General features: G+C 32.0%; 19 protein-coding genes. 4 read left to right on the plus strand and 15 right to left on the minus strand.

Going from position 1 to position 23,636, the window contains the following annotated elements; all coding sequences use genetic code 11:
* Nucleotides 1-660: 660 nt before the first annotated feature.
* The 4 genes from pepF to spxA all read right to left on the minus strand — a co-directional run bounded on the left by pepF (nucleotide 661) and on the right by spxA (nucleotide 5,131).
* The gene (gene pepF / locus KA856_RS09505; protein WP_107386402.1) at nucleotides 661-2,469 is read right to left on the minus strand and encodes an oligoendopeptidase F; all 1,809 of its coding nucleotides are present in this window, start codon (nucleotides 2,467-2,469) and stop codon (nucleotides 661-663) included.
* Between the two features lie 54 nt (nucleotides 2,470-2,523).
* Nucleotides 2,524-3,525, minus strand: coding sequence for a competence protein CoiA (locus KA856_RS09510; protein WP_107386401.1), 1,002 nt, complete (start codon nucleotides 3,523-3,525; stop codon nucleotides 2,524-2,526).
* 181 nt (nucleotides 3,526-3,706) lie between these two features.
* Entirely contained in the window at nucleotides 3,707-4,423 is a 717-nt protein-coding gene (mecA, locus tag KA856_RS09515) for an adaptor protein MecA (protein ID WP_107384675.1), read from the minus strand.
* A 312-nt stretch (nucleotides 4,424-4,735) separates the two neighbouring features.
* Nucleotides 4,736-5,131, minus strand: coding sequence for a transcriptional regulator SpxA (spxA, locus tag KA856_RS09520; protein ID WP_040030144.1), 396 nt, complete (start codon nucleotides 5,129-5,131; stop codon nucleotides 4,736-4,738).
* 303 nt (nucleotides 5,132-5,434) lie between these two features.
* On the opposite strand from spxA, the gene trpS reads away from it, so the two are divergent.
* On the plus strand, nucleotides 5,435-6,424 hold the full coding sequence (gene trpS, locus KA856_RS09525; protein WP_107384876.1) for a tryptophan--tRNA ligase: 990 nt from the start codon (nucleotides 5,435-5,437) through the stop codon (nucleotides 6,422-6,424).
* 409 nt (nucleotides 6,425-6,833) lie between these two features.
* Here the strand turns inward: trpS and KA856_RS09530 are convergent, their stop codons facing one another.
* Genes KA856_RS09530 through opp3b form a run of 5 tightly spaced genes read right to left on the minus strand, consistent with a single transcriptional unit; the run spans nucleotide 6,834 to nucleotide 12,529 of the window.
* Nucleotides 6,834-8,483 (minus strand): peptide ABC transporter substrate-binding protein, encoded by a 1,650-nt coding sequence (locus tag KA856_RS09530; protein WP_107384877.1) that lies wholly within the window; start codon nucleotides 8,481-8,483, stop codon nucleotides 6,834-6,836.
* 17 nt (nucleotides 8,484-8,500) lie between these two features.
* Entirely contained in the window at nucleotides 8,501-9,442 is a 942-nt protein-coding gene (locus KA856_RS09535; protein ID WP_181187560.1) for an ABC transporter ATP-binding protein, read from the minus strand.
* Nucleotides 9,432-10,517: an ABC transporter ATP-binding protein gene (locus KA856_RS09540; RefSeq protein ID WP_107384879.1), complete on the minus strand. Its 1,086-nt coding sequence runs from the start codon at nucleotides 10,515-10,517 to the stop codon at nucleotides 9,432-9,434. The genes KA856_RS09535 and KA856_RS09540 overlap by 11 nt, the downstream gene beginning before the upstream one ends.
* A gap of 18 nt (nucleotides 10,518-10,535) precedes the next feature.
* Nucleotides 10,536-11,603 carry an oligopeptide ABC transporter permease gene (gene opp3C, locus KA856_RS09545; protein ID WP_107384880.1) on the minus strand — a complete coding sequence of 356 codons (1,068 nt, stop codon included), beginning with the start codon at nucleotides 11,601-11,603 and terminating at the stop codon, nucleotides 10,536-10,538.
* The gene (opp3b, locus tag KA856_RS09550) at nucleotides 11,603-12,529 is read right to left on the minus strand and encodes an oligopeptide ABC transporter permease (RefSeq protein WP_107384881.1); all 927 of its coding nucleotides are present in this window, start codon (nucleotides 12,527-12,529) and stop codon (nucleotides 11,603-11,605) included. The genes opp3C and opp3b overlap by 1 nt, the downstream gene beginning before the upstream one ends.
* 244 nt (nucleotides 12,530-12,773) lie before the next feature.
* Between opp3b and KA856_RS09555 the strand changes: the two genes are divergently transcribed.
* Nucleotides 12,774-13,148: a DUF3899 domain-containing protein gene (locus tag KA856_RS09555; protein ID WP_107386147.1), complete on the plus strand. Its 375-nt coding sequence runs from the start codon at nucleotides 12,774-12,776 to the stop codon at nucleotides 13,146-13,148.
* Nucleotides 13,149-13,184: 36 nt separating this feature from the next.
* Here KA856_RS09555 and KA856_RS09560 read toward each other — a convergent pair whose 3' ends face one another.
* From KA856_RS09560 to KA856_RS09570, 3 genes are all read right to left on the minus strand, one after another.
* The gene (locus KA856_RS09560) at nucleotides 13,185-14,435 is read right to left on the minus strand and encodes an MFS transporter (RefSeq protein ID WP_107386146.1); all 1,251 of its coding nucleotides are present in this window, start codon (nucleotides 14,433-14,435) and stop codon (nucleotides 13,185-13,187) included.
* A gap of 241 nt (nucleotides 14,436-14,676) precedes the next feature.
* Nucleotides 14,677-15,921: a beta-ketoacyl-ACP synthase II gene (fabF, locus tag KA856_RS09565; RefSeq protein ID WP_107386145.1), complete on the minus strand. Its 1,245-nt coding sequence runs from the start codon at nucleotides 15,919-15,921 to the stop codon at nucleotides 14,677-14,679.
* A gap of 11 nt (nucleotides 15,922-15,932) precedes the next feature.
* Nucleotides 15,933-16,874, minus strand: a complete 942-nt coding sequence (locus tag KA856_RS09570) for a beta-ketoacyl-ACP synthase III (RefSeq protein WP_107384885.1) — start codon at nucleotides 16,872-16,874, stop codon at nucleotides 15,933-15,935.
* Nucleotides 16,875-17,103: 229 nt separating this feature from the next.
* On the opposite strand from KA856_RS09570, the gene KA856_RS09575 reads away from it, so the two are divergent.
* Nucleotides 17,104-17,298: a YjzD family protein gene (locus KA856_RS09575; RefSeq protein ID WP_046208047.1), complete on the plus strand. Its 195-nt coding sequence runs from the start codon at nucleotides 17,104-17,106 to the stop codon at nucleotides 17,296-17,298.
* A gap of 272 nt (nucleotides 17,299-17,570) precedes the next feature.
* Here the strand turns inward: KA856_RS09575 and clpB are convergent, their stop codons facing one another.
* Nucleotides 17,571-20,180, minus strand: coding sequence for an ATP-dependent chaperone ClpB (gene clpB / locus KA856_RS09580; protein WP_107386144.1), 2,610 nt, complete (start codon nucleotides 20,178-20,180; stop codon nucleotides 17,571-17,573).
* A 317-nt stretch (nucleotides 20,181-20,497) separates the two neighbouring features.
* Between clpB and KA856_RS09585 the strand changes: the two genes are divergently transcribed.
* Nucleotides 20,498-20,917, plus strand: a complete 420-nt coding sequence (locus KA856_RS09585; RefSeq protein ID WP_107504545.1) for a nuclear transport factor 2 family protein — start codon at nucleotides 20,498-20,500, stop codon at nucleotides 20,915-20,917.
* 275 nt (nucleotides 20,918-21,192) lie between these two features.
* Here the strand turns inward: KA856_RS09585 and KA856_RS09590 are convergent, their stop codons facing one another.
* A complete protein-coding gene (locus KA856_RS09590; protein ID WP_107386142.1) occupies nucleotides 21,193-23,016 on the minus strand; it encodes an acyltransferase family protein in 1,824 nt (607 codons plus the stop codon).
* 231 nt (nucleotides 23,017-23,247) lie between these two features.
* Nucleotides 23,248-23,556, minus strand: coding sequence for a metal-sulfur cluster assembly factor (locus KA856_RS09595; protein WP_019469047.1), 309 nt, complete (start codon nucleotides 23,554-23,556; stop codon nucleotides 23,248-23,250).
* Between the last annotated feature and the right edge of the window lie 80 nt (nucleotides 23,557-23,636).

Here is a 23,636-nt window from a genome sequence, read left to right on the forward strand (position 1 = left end):
TTACACAGAATATGAATTAAGTCTATAACCTCACACTTAGCTCAAATTCTCATCGATCGACACGTTACAAATTTTCGATAAATGATGTATTTTAACTCAAAAAAACACCTATTCCGCACTTAACTAACTACGGGAAGATGAAACAAAGTTGCACTTATATAAATTTAGTACCCAAAGCATTTTCAAATCGTCATATAATACAAAATTTCATAAAAACAAAGAAAATGCCAACTTCTATATTATTACTAAAGAAGTTGGCGCTTTTTATTGCCTCTAGTTATTATATTTCAATTGCTTTTTGTAAAATGAATCTCTACAACTTTTTCTTATTTGCTAATTGCTAAACATTATTTTCAATATACATTAGTACTTTATATAAAATTCAATGCAAATTATATGTTGAAATATCTGAATAGTTATTCAATTTCTTATACATCTCTTAGTTATTTAAAAATGGATATAAAAAAACGCCGTGTCTGATTACACGGCGCTAAACAAAGGGGATGGGAGAAATTTTTCACTTCAAACAAAGGGGTATGTTTGTTATGTGATTAATTTCATGTATATAATATAACACGCTGTTATATACCTTTCAACCATTAAAATTAAATAAATACCCTTTGTCACAAACTTGTCATATAGTAAACGAATACATTCATACTAAGCTTTCATTAACTTTTCAAAAGCGTCTAATTTTTGTTCGAATACTTGGCAAGCTTGTTCAATTGGTTCAGGTGTTGTCATATCTACACCAGCATTTTTCAAGATTTCAATAGGATAATTTGAACTACCTTTTTTCAAGAATTCATTAATATATCGCTCAACAGCCGGTTTACCTTCTGTTAAAATTTGATGACTTAAACTTTGAGCTGCACTGTATCCGGTTGCATATTGATACACATAATAATTCATATAAAAGTGTGGTATTCTAGACCATTCTTTACTAATATTTTCATCTGTTTCAACAGCATCTCCAAAATATTTTCTATTGAGATCTGCATATTCTTCATTCATACGGTTAGCAGTTAATGGTTCTCCAGCTTCTTCTATTTGATGGATTTTATGTTCAAACTCTGCGAACATTGTTTGTCTAAATAACGTTGCACGGAAACGTTCAAGTTCTTGGTTTAATAGTAGTAATCTGCGTTTGTCATCTAAATGTTTATCCATATAGTCACTTAATAATGCTTCATTACAAGTTGATGCGACTTCTGCAACGAATATAGTGTAATCACTTAAATTAGATGGTTGATTTTGACGACTAAAGTAGCTATGTGCTGAATGACCAAATTCATGTACTAAGGTATATAAATCAGAAACTGTATTTGACCAATTCAGTAATATAAATGGATTCGTTAAGTGAGCACCTGATGAGTATCCTCCAGAACGTTTACCTTTATTTTCAAAGACATCTACCCATCGATGATTTAAACCTTCTTCCACAACTTTCATATATTCTTCACCCATTGGTTGTAATGCTTTCAACATCCAATCTTTAGCCTCTTCATAAGGCATTTCAAACTTAATGTCTTTGACAAGTGGTGTATATACATCATACATTTTCATATCATCTAAGTCTAATAGTTCTTTGCGTAATTTAGTATACCGATGCAGTAAAGGTAAGTATTTATGAACTGTTTTCACTAAATTATCATAAACAGCTTCTGGAATGTGATTATTACTCAAAGCAGCTTCTCTTGCCGTTTTATAATTATGTGTTCTAGCATTAAAGACGTTTTTCTTAACTTCTCCAGCTAGTGTCGCGCTTAGTGTATTGTTATAAGCACCATATGCTTTATATAAATTTTCATATGCAGATTGTCGTAATACGCGATCATCTGATTCCAGACATTTTATGAATGTCCCTTGTGTTAAAGCGTGTCGTTGACCTTCACTATCTATTGCATCTTCAAATTCTAAGTCTGCATTGCTAAACATGCCATACACGTTGTCAGGTGTAGACAATGCATCTTGCGCCTCTGTCAATAATCTTTCTTTATCAGCACTTAATACATGCGGTCTCTTTTCATTAATTAATTTTAAATCAAATTTATAACGTTTCAAATCATCATTTTCATCAATAAAACTTTGAATCGTTGCTTCATCTATTTGTAGAATTTCAGGTACTAAAAAACTCCATGCTGAGCTAAATTTTATAATTAATTGATGCGCTCTAGATTCATAACCTGTGTATTTATCATTCGCCGTATCTTGATCTTGTTTTAAATGGGCATACACATATACTTTTTCCAACTTGGAACCTAATTCATCTTCTAATGCTAATGCATTAAATAGAGTCGATGAGCTATCAGCTAAATGACCGACATATTGTTGTTCTTTACCTATATTATTTTCAACATCTTTAAATGCATCCTCAAAAGCATTATCAGATTCAAAGATGGTAGATAAATCCCAAGTATATTCTGGATATTGACGTTCTTGCTCTTCTCTTGTTAATTGTTGTGTCATAATATCTAGTAAACCTCCTATAAAGTCTATTAGTATAATTTTCTCACGTCATAGTCATTTTTGCACGCTATAACACCCATGATTATAATAGAATTGTTTGAATTTTTGAACAATGCTATAACTTATTTGTGTTTTATCTATTTCATTATTATAAAATTGGTTTAATTCTAGCAGTTGTTTAAAATGTGTCATATTAAATGTGTTCATTTGCCACATATATATAAGTTGTAATTGCCAATACACAGGATGCGACTTAATATACATTTGTTCTGGATAAATGATCCCTAGATATTTACCTACCCATTCATCAGTTAGCTTTAAATTATACATCACACTTAAACTTGGCTCTAAAACTGAATGCGTCTTACGACATAGACTTAAATAATGTTTTATAGCACGATTTGATAGTTTTAACGTTTGTGTTGCAGCATGATAAACATCCTTTAACTGAATTTGATTAACTAAATGCTTTAATGGTATATCATACCTTTTCGCAATAAATTGTTGTCCACCAATAAAATTAATCACTTTATAACCAAAAAGCATTTCATGTGTTGTATCCCATGATAATAACAATCTATTATAAATATTAATGAAATTTCTTTCGTATTTTGATAAGTATACAACGCTATTATTTTTATTATATTTTACATCTTTTATTATCCAATAAACTTTATAACCGGCATTTTGTAAAGCTTTACTGCGTCTTGAAATACACGCTAACGTTACTTTTGAAAATTGTATTTCGAATACAATTTCATCATCTATAATTAAATCAGGATATTGGTAACTTTGTGGTACATATGGTTCAATGCTAACTTTATGATTTAAATCTTTTAGCTGTTGAGCAATGCGGTATTTCAAATCAGAATGTGCTTGCGATTCATTTTTATGGCAATATAAACGATCATTACGAACATGTGCAAAATGAGGTGTATAGTATGCCCCCTTTTTTAATAACACTTTTCCTTTACAAAATGGGCAACGATAGTTTTCACTTTTTATTGCATTTTTTGCCCACACGGCCTGGTTTTGATCATTGTTTGCGTATAACATTTCGTCACCTCATATAATTACACGCAGAAAGTCATCAAATTACTATACCTTTATTTAAGAAAAAATTATTAATACAAAAAGCCATAAGTTAACAATTAACTTATGGCTCAGTATCTAAATAATATTACTAATCAAATCATAATCAGTATTGATAATAATTTATATTAGTTTTTAATCATCATTATTCAGTTGTATCAGGAAAATAACGACGTACTTGTGAAGCGACGTTATGACTCATAATAATTTTTGCGTAATCGTTTAAATATACTTCTGATTTATCAGTAGGATATGCGAACTCAAGTAATTGACTGTAACTATCGTTAATTGTTTCTTGTCCAACTGTTTCATCAAAGTGAACAGCGTAGTAATATACATTATTAAGACTATATAATAAATCTTCAAACTCATCTGCACTTTGATTATTATGGTAAGCATAATCAATTACTTCTTCTAAGTCATTAAATCTAACTATAACAGTACGCGTATTCTGTGGTTTACGTTTGTTGCGTTCTTGATCTTGTTGCGTTTCTTTTTGTTGTTGACGTTGTTCAAATAAATCCTCTAAACTATCATCTTGCTCAAATGTTTGTGATAATAAATCATTAACTTGATGATCTAATTGATCATTGTCTTCATCAGACATATTGATAAGATCTTCGTTTTTAGATTTAGAAATCGTTACTTCCACACCTTTTTCAAAAGCATGTACTTGAATCCATAAAGGACCTTCAACAACAAAATCTTCTTCTTCATTGATTTCTTCCATCATGTTCCAAAAGAATTCTTCTCCACGTTTGCGATTAGTCCATAAATCTTCACGTTTAAAGCCTCTTGCTTCTATATCACTATATGTTATAAATAGTTTAACGGTAGTGTCGTCAACTCGCTCTATTCTCATATCATCTCACTCCTTACAGTCGATGAATAGTAATCATTATTGTATTAGAACGTAGTAAGAATTACAATTAATTTGTTTGATTAATTTTTACTATTTTCTATTTGGTCTCTTATAATAACATATACCCTTATAAAAGGCCAAAAAACAGCACTTTCTCTAGAGTGCTGTTTGAATTCAGTCAATAATCATTCACAATTGAATAACCGATTTGTTTGACGTAAGTATATATTTATCTGTTACGGTAAATACAACAAAACCACAAAGCAACATCACAATAACGTTACTTTATGGCTCAATCGCTCTATCTATACATTAATCAACCATACGTTGCGCTTCTTGCAATTGGAACGTACGTACTTTTCTAGGTAAAAAACGTCTAATTTCGTCTTCATTATAACCAACTTGTAAACGTTTATCATCTAAGATAATTGGACGTCTTAATAAACCTGGGTTATCTTGGATAATTGAATATAAGTCTTGAAGTGGTAAAGCATCAATATCTACATTTAATTTTTGATAAGTTTTAGAACGAGTAGATATGATTTCGTCTGTTCCATCTTCAGTCATTTTTAAAATTTGTTTGATTTCATCAATTGTTAAGTGTTCTGAAAAAATGTTACGCTCCGTATACGGAATGTCATGTTCTTGTAACCATGCTTTCGCTTTACGGCAAGATGTGCAACTTGGTGAAGTAAATAATGTTACCATACATCTCACTCTCCTATTTTTCATGAATATAAATTCATTAGATTTCAATTTTATATGATTAAGAATTTTTAAAGTAATTTTTATCTCTCTTAACCTTACAATTAAAGTATACCCTATCAACATTAAAATTAAATGAGAATTCTCTAATTTTTTTAAAAAATTTCAAATAAGCTTAATTCCCAATCAATTTAGTTAGAAATATTGATATGTATACAGTTTAACATAACTTACAAATGATTGAAATACTGTTATACTATTACTAAAGTATACAAATTAAATTATTATAAAGGTAGGCATCAAAAAATGGAAACTTTATTTTCTGGTATCCAACCTAGCGGTATTCCAACGCTTGGTAACTATATTGGTGCGTTGAAGCAATTTGGTGAAGTCCAAGATGATTATGATTGTTTCTTCTGCATCGTGGATCAACACGCGATTACAATTCCACAAGACCGATTAAAACTACGTAAACAAACAAGACAGCTAGCAGCAATTTATTTGGCATCAGGCATTGACCCAGAAAAATCAACATTATTTATACAATCTGAGGTGCCGGCGCACGTGCAAGCGAGCTGGATGTTAACAACTATTTCATCGATTGGTGAATTAGAACGCATGACACAATTTAAAGATAAAGCAGTAAAACAAACTGAAGGTATACCTGCTGGGTTACTTACATACCCGCCATTAATGGCAGCAGATATCGTCATTTATAACACAAATATCGTTCCTGTTGGAGACGATCAAAAACAACATATTGAATTAACTAGAAATTTAGTAGATCGATTCAATTCACGTTACAATGATGTACTTGTAAAACCAGAAATACGCATGCCAAAAGTTGGTGGTCGTGTTATGAGTTTACAGGATCCAACGAAGAAAATGAGTAAAAGTGACGATAACCAAAAAAATTATATTTCGTTATTAGATGAACCAAATGTGGGTGCCAAAAAAATAAAAAGTGCAGTAACAGATTCAGATGGCATTATTAAATTTGACCGTGACAATAAACCTGGCATTTCAAATTTATTATCAATTTATTCAAGCTTAACAGACAAAACGATTGATGAACTCCAAACACAATATAAAGATTCTAACTATGGTGAATTTAAATCAGATTTAGCTGAAATTGTGAAAGACTTTTTAATTCAGTTCCAAGAAAAATATGAATACTATTTCAACTCTGATGAATTAGATACGATTTTAGATAACGGTAGAGATAAAGCTCAAAAAGCTTCATTTAAAACGTTGAAAAAAATGGAAAAAGCAATGGGCTTAGGCCGAAAAAGATAATTTATAAAATCATAGTGAAGATTGCATAAATCTCATTCAAAAAAGGGCCAATCTACATCAAATAGATTAGCCCTTTTTTCTATAAATTTTATGGTATTTATATTAACCTGCAAATGAAACATTTCTGTAATTTCCACTCAAATTTTCCACTTGATATAACCAAATTACAATATCGTTAAGTGTACGAATTTTTCAATAACACCACAATTTCTTGGAATATATCAATAATGCCTACATTATTAATTAACGTACAAAGTCAACTCTGCTAGAGAATAATAATAGTTCAACAAATGAACCAAAATTCTTGTCATGAGGAAAACGCCAATTTCTATAACGTGATATAGAAACTGATGTTTTTCATTAATTCAATAAATTGTACTCAGGCTTCTTTTTCACCTTTTACTTCATTTTATTTTTTTTCACCTGTTTCACGGTCAATTGATTTATCAATTTTCACTTCTTTTAACGATGTATCGCCGCCGATTTGGTGATAAATTAACCCTTTAACTTGAGGATTAGTTAAGTGTGCTTCACCTTTTTGATAAACAGGTGCTACTGGCGCATCATTGAGTAACAATTCTTCTGCTTCTTTCATTGCTGCGTTACGTTCTTCAGGTTTTTTCAATAATTTACCATTTGCATCTTTAATAAGTTGGTCATACTTTTTGCTGCTCCATGCAGTATTATTTTGCGAATTACCTGTAGTCATAATATTTAAGAATGACAATGGGTCTGGATAATCTGGCCCCCAACCTGATAACGATGCTTCAAATGTTTCAGAAGACTCTTGATTTAAACGTTGTTTAAATGGTAATTGTTTAATCTTCAAAGTAACACCTGGCAAGGTACTTTCTACCTGTGCTTTAATATATTCAGCTGAAACCTTTGCATCTGGTGTATCTTCAGTATTCATCGTAAATGTTAAATTTTTAATACCTAAATCTTTTTTTGCTTTTTCAAAATGTTGTTTGGCCGCTTTAGGATTATAAGTCAGTGGTGAATCTATGGATTCAGCAAAGTCTTTACCATCTGGTGTTTCTGCCGTTAATTTAGCAGTAAATCCATCTGTCGCTTCTGATCCATTATTTTTTACTGAATTCACATATCCCTCTTTATTGATAGATTGTGCAATGGCTAACCTCAAGTCTTTATTTTTAAATTCTGGTACGTTATCCTGATTCATTTTAATATAGAACGTGCTAGCCAATAAACGTTTTTTTAATCCTGGATTATCTTGATATTTATCTACTTGGTCAGCGGTAATGGTCGTATCATCTACAGAACCAGTGTCATAAAGTGATGCACCTGCTTGCTGATCTTTTAACACTTTATAATTTACACGATCTAATTGAACTTTTTCTTTGTCCCAATAATTTTCATTTTTAACTAACTGAATTTTATCTTCAACTTTCCAATCTTTAACTTTAAACGGACCATTAAAGACTGTTTTATCTGCAGTTGTAGCATATTGCTCGCCATTCTTTTTCACAACTTTTTCATTTTGTGGCATAAATGCTCCAAAGGCGAACATTTCATTAATATATGGGATTGGTTTTGTTAATTCAACTTTCAATGTATGATCATTCAAAGCTGTAACCCCTAATTTATCAACATCTTTTTTCCCCATATTAATGTCTTCAGCATTTTTAATATCATACATTATGTAAGCATATTCAGCAGCTGTTTCTGGATTAACAACTCTTTTCCAAGCATATTCAAAATCATGAGCTGTAACAGGGTCACCGTTGGACCACTTAGCATCTTTACGCAGTTTAATAGTCAATGTCTTTCCACCATTACTTTTCTCTGGCATCTCTTTAGCAACACCTGGTTGAGCTTTATCGTTTTTATCTAATGTATATAAACCTTCATACACTTGGTTATATATATCAAACGATACAGTATCAGTGGCTAAGGCAGTATCCAAAGAAGAAATATCTTGTGATATAACTTTTCTAAATACTTGTCCTTTATCCGAGTAAACACCTTCAGCACTACTACATCCCGCAGCGATTACAGTTAAAGCTAATAAAACTACAAATAGTTTAATCCTTTTCATATTAATCCCCCTTTCCCTTATACTGATGGTGCTTGTATTTGAGATTTTAATGTTTCTGCTTCCTCATCCGTAGTAAATACAAAATGCCCTGGTTGTATTTCGTTCAAAGACCGTTGATCGTTTTTGGACATGTCTTCTTTATACACTGTTCTTTTTCGCGTACGCTCACTTTCAGGATCTGGTTGTGGTACTGCTGAAAGTAATGATTTCGTATAAGGATGTAACGGATGATTATATATTTCATCTGCAGAACCTAATTCGACAATCTTACCAAAATGCATAACTGCAATTCTGTCTGAAATATATTTCACCATCGAAAGGTCATGAGCAATAAATAGAAATGTAATATTGTGTTCTCTTTGCAACTTTAATAACAAATTGACAACTTGTGCTTGAATTGAAACATCTAACGCTGATATCGGTTCATCTGCAATAATAAATTCTGGTTCTACTGCTAATGCACGAGCAATACCGATACGTTGTCTTTGACCACCTGAAAATTCATGTGGATAACGATTGGCATGTTCCTTACTAAGTCCCACCGTTTCTAATAAATCATAAACTCTTCTTTTACGATCTTTTGTTCCACTAGCAAGCTTATGGATGTCTATCCCTTCTGCCACTATATCCATGACTTTTAACCTTGGATTTAATGAAGCATATGGGTCTTGGAAAATCATTTGCATCTTTTTATTAAACTTCAAAGAATCTTTACGGTTTTTTATTTTTTGAATGTCTACACCGTCATAAAGAATTTCTCCACTCGTTACATCATTGAGTTTAATAATTGCTTTACCAGTAGTAGATTTTCCACAACCAGATTCACCAACTAGTCCAAATGTTTCCCCTTTATAAATATCAAATGAAATATTTTCAATTGCACGTACTTCGCTACGCTTTCCTTCATTAAAATATTGTTTAACATTTTTCACTTGTAAAAGTATGTCTTTATTTTGCATCATCAAACGCCACCCTTTCTACCTGTTGCGGCTTATCGTAATTATTAGGCATCTTACGTAAACGTTTTTGTACCATTTCTGGTGGTTCAACATGCGGTGCGCGTTCATCAAGTAACCAAGACTTTACAAAATGTGTATCAGAAATTTTGAACCATGGTGGTGGAGTTTTAAAGTCTACATCTAATGCATATTGGCTACGTTCAGCAAACGCATCTCCTTTAGGTGGGTGTAATAAATCTGGTGGTGTACCTGGAATAGCTAATAATGCTGTATCTGTACCAGTTGTCAGATCAGGCATCGATGATAGTAACCCCCAAGTATATGGATGTTTAGGGTCATAAAATATTTCATCTACATCTCCTGTTTCAACCATTTGTCCTCCATACATAACAGCTACTCTGTCAGCTATATTAGCAACAACACCTAAATCGTGTGTGATAAAAACGATTGAAGTACTTATTTTGCTTTGTAATTCTCTCATCAATTCTAATATTTGTGCTTGCATCGTTACATCAAGTGCAGTAGTTGGCTCATCTGCAATTAATACTTTAGGTTCACATGCAAGTGCTGTCGCAATGACTATCCTTTGTCTTTGTCCACCTGAGAATTGATGTGGATAGGCATTAAAACGTTTTTCAGCGTTTGGTAATCCTACAAGATTTAATATTTCTAACGCCCTTTTCTTCGCATTTGCCTTATTGTAATTTCTATGTTTCATTAATGGCTCCATGACTTGCTTGCCTATTTTCATTGTAGGATTTAACGAAGTCATTGGATCTTGAAATATCATAGAAATATCTTTACCTCGTAATTTAATCAATTCTTCTTCTGATTTTTTAGCTAAGTCTTCACCTAAGAAATTAATAACACCTTTTTTAATTCTTCCAGTATCGCCTTGGAATAATTTTGTAATAGCTTTTGTTGTCACTGATTTCCCTGAACCTGATTCACCAACAATCGCCAGCGTTTCTCCTTTATCAAGAAAGAAATCCACGCCACGTACTGCCTGCACTTCCCCTGCGTCAATATCAAAGGAAACATGCAAATCGTTCACTTCTAATATTCTTTCTGACATAAAATGTTGCCCCCTTTATTATTTACGCATTTTCGGATCAAATGCATCGCGTAACCCATCACTAAATAGATAGAAGAATAGTATTAATAAACTTAAAATAATAGCCGGAATAAATAATTCATGTGGATGAATCAATAACATTGCTCGACCTTCATTTACAAGTGACCCAAGAGAAGTTCTTGGCGCTGGTACCCCGATACCAATAAAGCTTAAGAATGCTTCGAAGAAGATTGCATTCGGTACTGTAAACATGGATGTAACTACAATAACCCCTAAAGTATTAGGTAATATATGTTTAAATATTAATTTAAGTTTAGAGGCACCTAGTGTTTTAGATGCTAATACAAATTCTTGACCTTTTAATTTTAAGAATTCCCCTCTGACCACACGGCTCATGCCAATCCAACCTGTGATAGCCATCGCTAATATAATCGTCCATATAGATGGTTCAAAAATTAAAACGAATAAAATAACAACAATCAACGTTGGGATAGACGCAACAATTTCAATAATACGCTGCATCACATTATCAATACGGCCTCCAAAAAATCCTGAAATCGCGCCATAAATAACACCTATAAAAATATCAAGCAGTGCTGCAACAACACCGATGAATAGTGATACTTGTGCACCTTGCCAAGTACGAGACCACAAATCTCTACCTAATTGATCTGTACCAAACCAAAAATTCTCTTTCACTCCAGCTTCTTTATACGCATCTTTACCTTGAGCACCTTCACCATCAAATGGTAAAAATGAAATTTGATCTAGAACAGGTATTTTTGCTGGCAAGTTACGTCTTTCAACATCTTGTTCAGCATAGTCATGTGCACTAAATAAAGGGCCAATTAACGCTAAAATAATGATAATAATTAACCCTATCATACCAACTACCGCTAATTTATTACGCTTTAGTTGTGACCATGCATCCTGCCAAAAGTTTTTACTCTCTCTTTGTATTTCTGGCTCTTTTTCAATGTCATTGTTACTTCTAATAAAGTCTGATGCTGGAATTCCTTCTGAGGTATGTGACATAACTGCATTTGAATAATCTTGATTTAAATTTTCATTTTTATTATCAGCCATTATTTTTTACCTCCTTGTACACGTATACGTGGGTCAATAACACCATATAATATATCTACAAGGAATATAGAAACTATAAATAGTGTACTGAATAAAATGGTTGTCGCCATAATTACTGGGAAATCATTCGTGGTAATCGATCTTACGAATTGGTCCCCTAACCCTGGTACACCAAAAATATTCTCAATTGTCAAAGTACCTGTTAATATACTTGCCAACATTGGCACAATAATTGTAATTACTGGAATCAGAGCATTTCTTAATGCGTGTCCAAATAATACTCTCATTGTTGAATTACCTTTGGCACGTGCAAGTAAAATATAATCTGAACTTAACACTTCTATCATTTCTGCTCTTATGTATCTTGCTACCGTCGCTAAAACTGCTGCTGATAGTGCTAAAGATGGTAAAACTGCTGTTGAAACACCTTCCCAACCTGCTACTGGGAACCATTGCAACCTTACTGAAAATACATATTGTAATAAAACAGCTAATACGAATGATGGTACCGAAACCGCTATAACTGAAATTACAGTAGCTGTATAGTCAGCCCAAGTGTTTTGCCGGACTGCTGCAATAACCCCTAAAATTAAACCGAGTATGACACCAATCACCATCGCTGTTAAACCCATTTCTAAAGATGGTAATAATCTTGGTTTGATTAATTCCCAAACTGGTTGGTTATCATATTGGAATGAGTTACCAAAGTCCCCCGTAACAACATTCTTTAAATAACTCGCATACTGAACTGGTACTGGATCGTTTAAACCATATTTTTCGTTAAGAATTTGCTTTTGTTCTTCATTTAATTTTTCATCGTTAAACGGTGAACCTGGCATAAGTTTCATCAAGAAAAATGTAATGGTAATGATAATGAATAATGACAAAATCATATAACCCAGTCGCTTTAAAACATATTTAAGCATATCGTATCCCCCTTTGAATCGAATTAAACATTCCCTTCACAATATTCAGAATATTTAATAACATTATACGTTTAGTTAAGATTTTAATCAATATTCTATTGCTTTACTTTATTAAAGAAATTAAAAATTATTTAATTTTAAACTTCTAATTAAATACTGTTGTTAACGAATTTATAGTAATTTTTATTCATTTTTTAGTTAACTTAAGTTACAATTAATTTAATTCTTTTTAGGGGGCGCCAACATGAAATTTTTAAAGCACCTAGTAATTTTTTTACTTTTTACACCCATAATTTCATTTATTTTATGGCTATTTTCAAACCATACTTGGATAAACTTTATTAATACTTTATTTTATGTCTCTATGCTCTTAGCAATTGTCTTTTTTATCATTTTGATTGTACAAGAAGGCATTTTAGATCCCACGAGTTTTGGTTTTAGAAGGCTAAAATACCAATTGACAAAAAAGAAACATAGAAGTGCGTTTGAAAATGATGAATTTTTTAAACCTACTCAACCTAAAAAAGATGTTTATATTGTCTCTTCTTGGGTAAAAATTGCTTTTCTTTGTAATCTTATTTATGTCATTATTTCTATTTTCATATCATTTGCTATATAAAAAGACTGGATTAGAAATTGTATTTAATAACAATAACTAATCCAGCCTTTTTTGTTTACGATTATCAATGTTGGGATTGCAGAAAAGTGCATAATAAAGTAAGACAAATCCTAATAAAACAATGACTGCCACATAGATTGACATCATCCATGGCAATATAAATGCGCCAATAATAAGCCCAAAACGTGCTAAAATATTTCCACCGTAAAATGATACCATCGCAAATGTGCTATACGTACTACGTTTATCTTCAGGAATCATTAAGAATCTTTGTGCATTTTGGATAGGTGAATATATTAATTCTCCTATCGTCGCTACAATTGAAAACAAACATAGAATCCAAAACGATGTTGCAGATGTCAAAATACTGTATCCTAATGTATACAAGACAATCCCAATCATAAATGCAATTCTAGTTGAAGTCGCTGCAACAATTCTGTTGACAGTAAAAGTTAAAGTTGCAACTACTACTGTGTTAATAATCATAATGACCGTGAACATTCTGACACCATCTATATAAAAACCTAAAATAGATAATGGTTCAAAAGCATCTTTCAATCTTACCACGACATAAGAATTTAAACTTAATTCAGCCATAATGACCATCATATAACCTAAATTTAGCATCATATAATACTTGTCTTTAACTACATCTCGATAACTATCAAAAAAATGTTTAAACTTAGTCGTTAAATCTCCCTTTTTGTTAATGATTTGTTCAACATTATAATACTTTTCAAATAAATACCAACTCACTAACATTGCGATAAAGAAGAGGATAAATAATAAATGTTTATGTCCCAAGTATAACAACGCACCTAGTGCCATACCGATAGCTGTACCAATATTGAACATCCAATAATTTAATTGGTATACATATTCTCTAACATCTTCATATATAGCATCCATAATTGCCGCTTCAAATATTGGTTCACTTGCAGCAAACAATAATTGAAAGATAAACACAGCAATGCAAAAAATTAGTAAGCCGATGCCATTCATAGTAACCGTAATACTTAGAATAATTAAGCAAATTGCGTATAAAAAATGGATATAATTCACTATTTTCTTCCTATTATAATTATCGCCTAAATATCCACCTAGGAAAGACACAATAAAACTCACCACAATATTAACAATTAAAAATGTCCCTGCAAAAACTGCGTTCACTTTACTCGTTAAATAAAGTGCAATAAAAGGCATGATTGCTTGACTTGCAATAATCAAGATAAAATCTGCAATCATTCGTGTTTTCAAAGTTGTTGATAAAGATGAGAAGCGTTTCATCTTGACTGCCTCCTTTTAACCTAAATATAAAGCACATTATACATTAGGTGTACGTCATAAATATACAAAATATCAAAATTAATCATGTATTTTACTATTAATTATCTGCATTATTAATTTTTCATACTTTATACTATCCAAAGCTTATTTATAAAATTTCCGTATCTGTTAAATAAATTTAGCCAAAAATAAATAAGGCTGGACAAATAAATTGTCTCAGCCTTTAACATTACATATTATTTTAGTCGTTAAATTTTTTCAAAACAAGCACGGCGTTATGGCCACCAAATCCTAGACTATTACTCATTGCATAAGTAATATCTAAATCTTCAGCTTTATTAGGAACGATGTCTAAATCACATTCTGGGTCTGGAGATTCAGCATGGATGGTTGGTGCGATACGTCCATCTCTAATAGATAAGGCAGAAAAGATTGCTTCTAAGCCACCAGTTGCACCTAATAAGTGACCAGTCATTGATTTTGTAGAGCTAATTTTTAAGTTTTTAGCTGCTTCACCAAATGTATTTTTAATCGCTTGAATTTCAGTTAAATCACCTACTGGCGTACTTGTGCCATGTGCATTTAAATATTGTATATCTTTGGCCTCAATGCCAGCATCATCAATCGCAGCTTGCATTGCACGTGAGCCGCCTTCACCTTCTGGTGCTGGCGCAGTAATATGATAAGCGTCACCTGTTGAACCATATCCAACTACTTCGGCATAAATTTCTGCACCACGCGCTTTTGCTGATTCTAATGATTCAAGTACAACAATACCTGCACCTTCACCCATCACAAAGCCATCACGACCTTCTTGGAATGGTCGACAAGCTGTTTCCTTATCTTCATTCGTTGTTAAGGCACGGCTTGCACTAAAACCTGCTATAGCCATATGTGTGATTGGTGCTTCTGTACCTCCAGTAACCATAGCATCAGCGTCACCACGTTGGATAATCTTGAAAGCTTCTCCAATAGAGTTTGTACCTGTTGCACATGCTGTAACAGTAGCACCATTAGGACCTTTTGCACCTAAATCAATAGATACTTGGCCAGTAGCCATATCTGGAATTAACATCGGTACAAAGAAAGGACTCACACGTCTAGGACCACGCTCTAGCAATTGACTATGTGATAATTCAAATGTTTCCATGCCTCCGATACCAGAGCCAATCCAAACACCAATTCTATCAGCAGTATTTTCATTAATTTCTAGTTTTGCATCTTTGACCGCTTCTCTTGCAGCAACTACAGCATACTGTGTGAATCGATCCATACGACGCGCTTCTTTTTTATCTATATAATCTTCAATATCAAAGTCTTTTAATTCACCAGCTAAATGAACTTTATATGCTGATGTATCTAAACGTGTTATTTCGTCTATACCACTAACACCATTTAGTGCATTTTTCCATGAAGTTTTTGCATCATTACCGATTGGAGATAAAACACCCATACCAGTAATTACAACGCGATGTTCCTTGCTCATAAATTATCCTCCTATTTTCCCCATCTTATAGTTACAGCACCCCAAGTAAGACCACCACCGAATCCTACAAGTACTAAAACATCATCATCTTTAATTTTACCATTTTCTAATTCTTGTGCGATACTTAAAGGAATTGAAGCTGCAGAAGTATTACCAAATTTATCAACTGAGACGCTCATTTTTTCTTTTGGTATACCTAATCTTTCTCTTGCAGATTCCATAATTCTAATATTAGCTTGATGTGGTACAAACATATCGATATCTTTTGGTTCTAAATTTGCTTTTGCAACTGCATTATTTGAAGCTTCACCCATGATTCTAACAGCAAATTTAAACACTTCTCGTCCATTCATAAATATCTTACCATTTTCTGGATTTAAATATAAATATTCTCCTCCAGAACCGTCTGACCCAAGTTCATAACTTAAAATGCCTCGGCCTTCAGACACTTCACCGATAACTACTGCACCAGCACCATCACCAAATAATATAGCTGTTGAACGATCAGTGTAATCCGTGATCTTAGATAATTTATCTGCTCCTACAACTAAAATATTTTTATAATCACCTGATTGTACGAATTGTTTAGCATTGATCATTGCATACATGAAACCACTACATGCAGCTAACTGATCCATAGAAGCAACTTTTCCGATTCCAAGTCTATCTTGTAATATATTAGCTACAGTTGGAAACGGAAAATCTCCTGTAGATGTTGCAACAATAATCATGTCTATATCAGTTGGTTCTATACCAGCATCATTGATAGCTTTAACACTTGCTTGATAAGCTAAATCAGACGTCTCTTCATCTTCATCAGCCCATCTTCTTTCTTTAATACCTGTCATTTTTGAAATCCACTCATCTGAAGTTTCTAAAAATGATTCAAAATAGGCATTCTCTACTACTTTTTCAGGCGCATATGCACCGAAACCTTTAATACCCACGTTCATGGTTGTACACCTTCTTAATAATTTTTTAATACCAGGTATTAATTTAACATAATACATATTTCCAATACAAGAACTTCACCTAGTATACTCATTAAAATCACATTATTTATTATAGTTTATCGTAAATGTTAGCACAATTAAAATCTATACTTTATTAAGTTACTACTATACAAATACTGCTTTCTTATTTATAATGAATGTATATATATTAAATTGGAGGCATTACATAATGAAATACCTCGCAGTGTTATTTTGGTCTATTGTCTTATTACAAATGGTAAATTTCGTACTTAACAGTCTTTCAGGTGGGGGCGCACTTAATTTAATTACCCCTATTATTGGTGCTATTGTATTTACAATCATTGTCGTATTATTTGACTTGATTATTAAACCTTCAAAGCATGAGACGAAAGAACAACATTAAATTTTTATCACATACAAATAAAAAAGTTCAGAACGTAAAATACCTCGAACTAACAAAAAATGACAATTTCTNNATTGTCATTTTTTGTTACTACATCCTATCTCAAATGACCTATATGTCATGACGGTTTTGCATTGATACTATTTGTTAATTAGCACTCTGAACATTCAAAATTCTGAATTATTATAATAACAGCCCGTAAAAGAACTGCTTAGTTCACTTACGGGCTTATTTTATGAGAGTTGATATCTCAAGTACTATTTATTTTCAGTTTATATTATTTCTGGTCTGATTTCTTCAAATGTTAAACCATCATCTGATAAATCTATTTTTATTAACGTACCTTCTGGTAAATTCTCTCTAATCATTTTGCGTGCAAGTGGTGTTTCAATTTGTCTTTGAACAAATCTTTTTAGTGGTCTTGCACCAAATTGAGGTTCATATGCTTCCTCACCTAACCATGCTTTAGCTTTATCAGAAACGTCAATGGAAATACGTTGTTCCATCAATCTAATGTTTAATTGTGTTAAAATTTTATCAACAATTAAACTCATATCATTTACGGATAATGGTTTAAATAATACGATATCATCCATACGATTTATGATTTCTGGTTTGAAGTATTGGTTTAAACTATTCATTACTGCTTTTTCTGTTGATTCAGTAATCACGCCTGTATCTTTTACATTTTCTAATAATATTTGTGAACCAATATTACTTGTCATGATAATAATAGTATTTTTGAAGTCTACTTCTCGTCCTTGTGAATCAGTTAAACGACCTTCTTCTAATATTTGTAACAACACATTAAACACATCTGAATGTGCTTTTTCTATTTCGTCTAACAAAATAACTGAATAAGGATTACGACGAACTGATTCTGTCAGTTGTCCACCCTCTTCATGTCCAACATAGCCGGGAGGGGCACCTATTAAGCGAGAGATAGAGTGTTTTTCCATATATTCACTCATATCAATACGAATCATATGTTTTTCTGAATCAAATAAAGTTGATGCTAATGATTTCGCTAATTCTGTTTTACCTACACCTGTTGGACCTAAGAATAAGAAACTACCAATTGGTCTATTAGGATCTTTAATTCCAGCACGCGCTCTGACAACTGCATCAGCAACTAGATCTACAGCTTTATCTTGACCTACAACACGTTCATGAAGTATATCAGATAAGTTTAGGAGTTTCTCTCTTTCGGTTTCAACTAATTTTGATACTGGAATACCTGTCCAAGAACTAACAATATCGCCTATTTCTTCATCAGTAACAATTTCACGAATGATGCGATCATTGTCTTCACTTTGTTCATTTTGGAAAGCGTCTTCTAATTCACGTAATTCTTTTTCTAGTTGTGGAATTTTACCGTGCTGTAATTCAGCAGCTTTTTCTAAATTGTAGTTATTTTCAGCATCTTCTAAAGCTTTTCGATTTTCATCTAATTCTGAACGTTTCTCTTGCAGTTTAGCTATTTTTTCTTTTTCTTCTTCAACACGTGATTGAATAGAACTTTGTTTTTCCTTTTCGTTTGCTAGTTCCTCTTGTAACTCTTGCAAACGTTGTTTACTGGCATTATCAGATTCATTTTTCAATGCTGACTCTTCAATTTCTAACTGCATAACACGACGATTCACTTGATCCAATTCTGTTGGATTTGAGCCCATTTCAGTACGTATCGTCGCACATGCTTGGTCTACTAAATCTATTGCCTTATCTGGTAAAAATCGATCAGTAATATAACGGTCTGATAATTCAGCTGCTGCTACCAATGCTTTATCCTGTATACGAACACCGTGATATACTTCGTAACGTTCTTTTAAACCACGTAAAATAGAAATAGTATCTTCTACATTAGGTTCAGATACATTTACTTTTTGAAAACGACGTTCTAAAGCTGAATCTTTTTCAATATATTCTCTATATTCATTTAAAGTTGTCGCACCAATACAATGTAGCTCCCCACGAGCCAACATTGGTTTAAGCATATTACCTGCATCCATAGCACCTTCAGTTTTACCAGCACCTACAAGCATATGAATTTCATCAATAAACAAAATAATTCTTCCGTCTGATTCTTTGACTTCTTTAAGTACTGCTTTCAATCTTTCTTCGAATTCTCCACGATATTTTGCACCTGCTACAAGTGCGCTTAAGTCAAGTTCAAAAATTGTTTTATCTAACAGTGATTCTGGCACGTCTTTACGTACGATACGCTGCGCCAATCCTTCGACAATTGCTGTTTTACCGACACCAGGCTCACCTATTAAGACCGGGTTATTTTTGGTTTTTCTACTTAATATACGGATTGAATTACGAATTTCTTCGTCACGCCCAATGACAGGGTCCATATTACCTTGACGAACTTCTTCAACTAAATCACGCCCGTATTTTTCTAATGCTTCATAATTTGCTTCTGGATTTTGTGATGTCACGCGATTGCCTCCTCTAACTTTTTTTATAATTTCCTCTATTACTTCTTTTTTATTTTCTACAAATTGTTTGGTCGTATCATCTATATCCATAGCAGCTAATACGATATGTTCCATGGATATATATTCATCTTCATATTTTTTCATATAAGTTTCAGCTTTATTTAATAAATTGTTAGCATTTTGACTTATATATTGACCATATTGAATATTATCCCCTTGGACCGATGGATATTTTTTAAGTTTTTCTTTATATGATTGATCTAATTTTTCTGTATCAATATGCGCTCTATCGAAAATACTTTTAAATAAACTTTCATTTTCTGTTAATGCTGCTGATAACACAGCTTCAATTTCAATATTTTGATTTTCATTTGTTTTAGCTAATTCAATTGCATTCTGTAATGCACTTTGAACTGCATAGGTCATTTGATTTATATCCAAATTGATTCACCTCACCATTTAATGATTGATCAATAAAGTAAGTTTGACTTTGACTTTCTTTGACCTTATCTATATTATATTACGCTTCTTGACAAGAATCAACAATAAAGGGTTAGTTTTTCAATTATTTTTTAAAGTTTTGAACGCTTACCATATCATAACATTTGCCCAACATACATTTGTTAAAACATCCATATAGATTACATAAAAACTGTTAAATTAACAGCGATTTTTTTACTTCCAACGATAGCACATATCTCATTACGTTAAAGTTATGTTAGCATTATTGTAAATATACAACAATGGAGGTTAAATATATGAATAATGTAATCAAAAGACCAACGCCGCCGTTTAATAAACAGACAGCTTTAGAAAAAGTGAAATTAGCGCAAGATGCATGGAATACCAGAGATCCTGAAAAAGTATGTCTTGCTTATACACAAGATTCACAATGGAGAAATCGTAGTGAGTTTTTTGAAGGTCGAGAAGCAATCAAATCCTTTTTATATAGAAAATGGCGCAAAGAACTTCACTACAAGTTGATGAAAGAATTATGGTGTTACACCGACAACCGTATTTCAGTTAGATTTGAGTATGAATGGTATGATGCCTCTACAAATCAATGGATGCGTACACACGGCAATGAACATTGGGAATTTAATAATAATGGCCTCATGACGAGAAGAGATATGAGTGCAAATGATTACCCAATCAATGAGCGTGATAGAAAATATTGAGTTCACTTTACCTAACAATTGCAACTCATAAATAATAAATACTTGTCATTTAATATATTCTCAACTTAATATGAGTACAGACATAGTACAAGGTTAGTAATATCGTTTCAAAACGCATAAAGACGATTGTGAATTTTCATTTAAAACACAAATAAATTCAAGCGAAAGTTTTTCGAAAAATTGTATCAATAACAAAGCAAACGCCAATTTCAATTGAAATTGGCGTTTGTGTATGATCAAACTACAATAATATCGTGTTTCTCTAACCTTCTGATTTATTTTGAATCGTTTGCTATATGTTTTAAAATCTCATCTGTTAATGCCTCTACACCTTTTGTTTCTAAATGAATACCATCTGGCGCAAAATATTCTGTATGATCTTCAGAGCGTTTGTACCAATCAATAAGCGTTACATTTTTATGTGCTTTAGCGGCATCTGCCATCAATTTATTCACGTGACCTTCATAACTTCTCGGAACGCGTGTATTCACTAAATAAATTTGTGCATTTCCGAATTTATTGATTAACGTATCTAATTGTTCTTTACTAAAGTCACCATTTGTACCTAGTTCTAGCACAATTTTATCGGAACTTTTATTATATGATTGATAGTGTTTTTCTACAAGTGGTGCAACATCATATAAATTACGTCCAACCTCACCATCAATTTTTGCGTTGGGCACCCTTTTTTTAAAATTTTCACCTATATCAACCATCACTGAGTCTCCAATAAGCAATGGTTTAATATTTGTATATACTTCTGATTTTGTTGTTTTTTTAGAATTTGATTTATCAAAAAAGTTTACTTCATCAATTGGTATAGGCCGCACTAATTGTTTATCAAATTCATCTGTTTTAAACGTTGTTTTTTTATCCGTAATCATATCTTTCCCTAATTTATCAAAGCTACCAGCTAAAACAAATAGGCTTGGAATCATAAATATTAACAAAATAGCTGTTCTTACTAATGGTAATTTTTTATTTAATTTTATAGAAAATGCTTTAAAACCTTCTTTTCTAAAAGGTGTTTCAATATAGCGATACGAGAGTTCAGCTAAAATGATTGTCAATATGATATCTAAAAAGTACACATAATTCGGTAATTGCCCAGCAACATAATATGAATGTACAAAACTAATAACTGGAAAATGCCATAAATACAAACTATAAGATCTCTTACCAATAATAACAAAAATAGGATTACCGATAACTTTAGCAAAATAACCTGATGGATGAACAGCACTCATTATGACAAATAACGTCATTGCAGATATTAAATAAAATCCACCGTTATAAATCCAATCACTATTATCATTAACTTTATAAAAAAGTAAAAGTAAGATAAAAATACCAAAAACACCAATACCATCTATGATATGCGTTAGTGTCTTTTGAGGATTTTTCTTCAACTTAAATGGCGGCCATAAAAACGCTAGTATAACACCCAATAACATTGTTTGAAGTCTCGTATCTGTACCAAAATAAACTCGAGAATGAGACATATGCGGTTGTGAAATGATAATCATCACAAGTAAAGAAATTAATGAAATTATCCAAAATATCAAAACAACATTGCGGTATTTTTTTAATGCTAATAAAAGGAATATAAAAAGGATTGGGAATACAATGTAAAATTGTTCTTCAATTGCTAAGGACCATAAATGTTTTAATGGCATAAAAGCAAATTGTTCAAAATAATTTACATCTGAAGCGATGTACCACCAATTAGAAAAATAAAAAATTGCTGCTATTGCATCCTTTTTTATATTAACAATTTCTTCTGGTTTTAATACCAATGTTGCTACTACTACAACAAATACTAAAGTTAGTACTGCAGGTATCAATCTTTTGAAACGTCGTACCCAAAAGTTTTTTAAATTAATTATCCCTGTTTCTTCATATTCTTTTAAAAGTAAGCTAGTAATTAAATATCCAGAAATAACAAAAAATGTATCAACACCTAAAAATCCACCAGTTAACCATTGCTTATTTAAATGGTAAATAATAATACCAATTACTGCAATTGCTCTTAAACCATCTAAACCAGGCATATAGCGCGTGTTACGTTTCACACGATTATTTTCAAGATTATTGTTCATTTCCCCACAAACTTTCCTAAAATTACGTAAACATCTAATTTATTCACCTAGCTATTGTAATATTAATGTAATACAACTGCAATTATTTTAATGAATTGAACGATAGAAATAAAAAATTTTAAAATAGCCTGACATAAAGCGTCCACATGTTTTCTAAAATTAAAAAAACTAGCTTAAGTTAGCAATACATATTCAAACGTATTGTTACTTAAACTAGTTATCTATCTTTTATTAACCTATGCCAAGCGCAATTTTAGCATAACGTGACATCATTTCTTTACTCCATGGCGGACTCCAAACAATATTTACTTCTGTATCTGAAATCTCAGGAATTTCTGCTAAGACCATTTTTACTTGGTTCATAATCTGTGGTCCAAGCGGACAACCCATAGAAGTTAATGTCATTTCCACTGTACATAAGCCTTCATCATCAACATCTACATTATATACTAAACCTAAGTTTACGATATCGATTCCTAACTCAGGGTCAATTACCATCTCTAAAGCATTTAGTATGCTATCTTTTAATCCTTCATCCATACATTTCACCTCTTCGTATTTAATCATACTAACAATATATCAAATATCTTACAAAACGCCAATAAAATGCTATGATATTC

This window comes from Staphylococcus sp. GDB9P120P (assembly GCF_017893435.1).
Taxonomy (GTDB): domain Bacteria; phylum Bacillota; class Bacilli; order Staphylococcales; family Staphylococcaceae; genus Staphylococcus; species Staphylococcus cohnii.